Source organism: Lysinibacillus sp. NPDC094177, from assembly GCF_050279145.1.
Classification (GTDB): Bacteria; Bacillota; Bacilli; order Bacillales_A; family Planococcaceae; genus Lysinibacillus.
On record NZ_JBNNTW010000021.1, the window covers coordinates 38,311 to 41,234 of the forward strand.

General features: G+C 36.3%; 4 protein-coding genes. 1 reads left to right on the forward strand and 3 read right to left on the reverse strand.

The genetic code is table 11. From position 1 onward, the window contains the following. Nucleotides 1-140: 140 nt before the first annotated feature. Entirely contained in the window at nucleotides 141-965 is an 825-nt protein-coding gene (locus ACQKNC_RS21335; RefSeq protein ID WP_427426725.1) for a polyphosphate kinase 2 family protein, read from the reverse strand. Nucleotides 966-1,168: 203 nt separating this feature from the next. Between ACQKNC_RS21335 and ACQKNC_RS21340 the strand changes: the two genes are divergently transcribed. After that, nucleotides 1,169-1,882 (forward strand): hypothetical protein, encoded by a 714-nt coding sequence (locus ACQKNC_RS21340; protein WP_427426726.1) that lies wholly within the window; start codon nucleotides 1,169-1,171, stop codon nucleotides 1,880-1,882. A 24-nt stretch (nucleotides 1,883-1,906) separates the two neighbouring features. Here the strand turns inward: ACQKNC_RS21340 and map are convergent, their stop codons facing one another. Both map and ACQKNC_RS21350 read right to left on the reverse strand, forming a co-directional pair. Continuing rightward, complete coding sequence (map, locus tag ACQKNC_RS21345) at nucleotides 1,907-2,662, reverse strand: type I methionyl aminopeptidase (protein WP_427426727.1); 756 nt, start codon at nucleotides 2,660-2,662, stop codon at nucleotides 1,907-1,909. Nucleotides 2,663-2,742: 80 nt separating this feature from the next. Beyond that, nucleotides 2,743-2,924 (reverse strand): hypothetical protein (locus tag ACQKNC_RS21350; protein WP_427426728.1); only part of this gene is annotated, 182 nt, incomplete at its 5' end.

Here is a 2,924-nt window from a genome sequence, read left to right on the forward strand (position 1 = left end):
CCGTAAAAGCCCGATTGGTTCAACTAACAATCAGTGGTAAAATAACCCACTGATTGAAGTTTTACTTTATTGTATGTAAAAAAAGATGCTGCTACAACTAAAACATCTCGTCTTGTTGTTACAGCATCCATAACATTATTTTATTTTTTGTTTTTGTTTTTTGGCTGCTTCTCTAGCAATTCAAGGCTAGACGATTCAGCATCCTCTAAATGCGCTGTATCTAATACATTCGTTAAATGAAGGCCACGTTTTTTTGCCTCACGTTCGATATGTGCTAGTGTTTCTTGAAGCACCTGAACACGAGCATATTTTTTATCGTCTCCTGGTACTAGAACCCATGGAGCACTTTTCTTATCGGTCTTTTCAAACATTTCATTTGCAGCTTCTATATATTGAGGTGTTTTTTCACGATTTCGCCAGTCTTCATCTGTTAACTTCCAAGACTTATATGGATCCTGCTCGCGTTCTTGAAAACGGTTAAGCTGCTCCTCGTCAGATACTTGAAGCCAAAACTTAATAACAATATAATCTCCTGCTGTTAAAATCTTTTCAAAATTATTAATTTCTTCGTATGCACGAGACCACTCTTCTGTTGTTGCAAATCCTTCAATACGCTCAACTAATACACGACCATACCATGAGCGGTCAAAAATAGCGATTTGTCCATGCTGTGGCAGCTTTCTCCAAAAGCGTTGTAAATAATTGTAGCGCAGTTCATGAGGCTGAGGTGCTGCAATTGGGTGTACGACATAGCCACGTGGGTCAACACGTTCAATTAGACGCTTAATAGCGCCACCCTTACCAGCAGCGTCCATACCTTCAAATACTAAAATTAGCCCAATTTTATTGTTCAATAAAAACTGTTGAGCATTTAACATTTCATATTGGAGTACTTTTAATTTCTTCTTATACATTTTCTTATCCAGTTGAACTGATAAATCTAGATCATTTAAATTTTGAGTCATTAAAACTTCACTCCTTACATTTGAATATTCTTATTGTACTAAAGAAAAATATGAATGCCTATGTAAATGGTAAATTGTAGATAATTTTAGCGAAACAACACGATACATTGTTGGTAGTTTCCGTTATAATGAAAATATAATGTTACAGTCCTATACTTATTTGTCTTTTCCCTATACAATTTAACACGAAGGGAGAGGAAAGCATGCCTCGATTTTTTTTGATGACAATCACTTATATTGTCTCACTCATCCTAACCTTTTCATCCTATTTCATGAAAATAAACGGTCAATCTTCTTTAGAAATCTCAAATCGTTTTCCAGTAATATTTGCACCTTTTAATGTTAGTTATGCGATTTGGATTGTGGTTTACATATTTCTTGGTTATTGGTTAGTTATGAATCTAAAAAAGACATCTATGAAACAGACTGTTCTCTTTAGTTGCATATGTATCATGCAGGCGTTAGCAATCGTTGTTTGGCATCACGAATTGTTTATCGTGTCAATTGTCAGTACGTTCATTTTAGTACTGTATTTATTTAAGTTGTATAAAACGTACCCCCTTAGCAATAATTCACTCACAGGTCGTATCCCCTTCTCGATTTATTTCGGATGGATTACGTTTAGCCTGATGACAAATGTAAGCTTTACGCTAACATCTTATCAATGGAATGGTCTTGGCCTTAGTGATCCACTTTGGGCAGTTATTTTACTGACAATTGGAGCAGCAATAGCGCTACATATTCGATTTCATTATTTTGATATTATCTACCCAAGTGTATTTATCTGGTCCTATATTGGGGTTGCATTACATAATGGTTTTGATGAGCTACTTGTGACGACAGCAGCTTTGTTTTTATGTGGAGTGCTACTTGTCGGTATAATATTTATTAAAAAAAATCCTGCCTACCAAAAATAAATTGGTTAGCAGGATTTTAGTTTTTTATTGTTCATCAAGTGTAGTTAAAATAATTGGTTTGTCTTTTGTAACGATAATTGAATGCTCGATTTGAGCAACTAATGATTTGTCTGGTGTAACGAATGTCCAGCCATCACCGGATTCCACAATATGCTCCGCTTTCGCTGAGATAAATGGCTCAACTGCAAGCACCATGCCCTCTTTCATAATTGTTGAATCCCATGCATCATAATAGTTTAAAATATGATTTGGCTCATCATGTAAAGAACGGCCTAAACCATGACCTGTTAGGTTCATAATTACTGTTAAATCGTTGGCATATGCTTCACGCTCAACAGCTTTTCCGATTTGGTTTAATTTTGATCCTGCTTTTACTTTTGTCATTGCACGGTCGAAAGCACTTTTGGCTACGCGACACAGCTTTTCTTTATCCTCATAGCCTTCACCAACTACAAATGAAATGCCCGTATCAGCAAAGTAGCCATTTAGAGAACCAGATACATCTATATTTACGATATCTCCCTCTTTAATCACTCGTTTACCTGGAATACCATGTGCAACTTCCTCATTAACACTAATACATGTGTATCCTGGGAAATCATACTCCCCTTTAGGTCCAGAAATTGCTCCTGCTTCTGCAAACATACGACCTGCAATTTCATCTAGTTCAAGTGTTGTTACCCCTGGTTTTGTAGCTGCCTTCATTGCCTCACGAATTTCAGCACAAATACGGCCAATTTTTTTAAAGGCTTCAATTTCTTCTTGCGTTTTTACAATCATTTTTAACGTCCCTTTCATCTAATATCTACTATTTAATATAACATAACTTTTTATACATAAAACGCTAAACGCTTTAAATATTATATGCCATCATAAATTGTAAAGTGCAGAAAAACAGGCTCATCACCATGACGTGGGGTTGATTTCCGTTCCGGCTGGGTGCTTTGTTGTTGCTGTCGCTTCGCTTTCGCACAGTTAAAACATTTGTTGCTGTCGCTTCGCTTTCGCACAGTTAAAACATTTGTTGCTGTCGCTTCGCTTT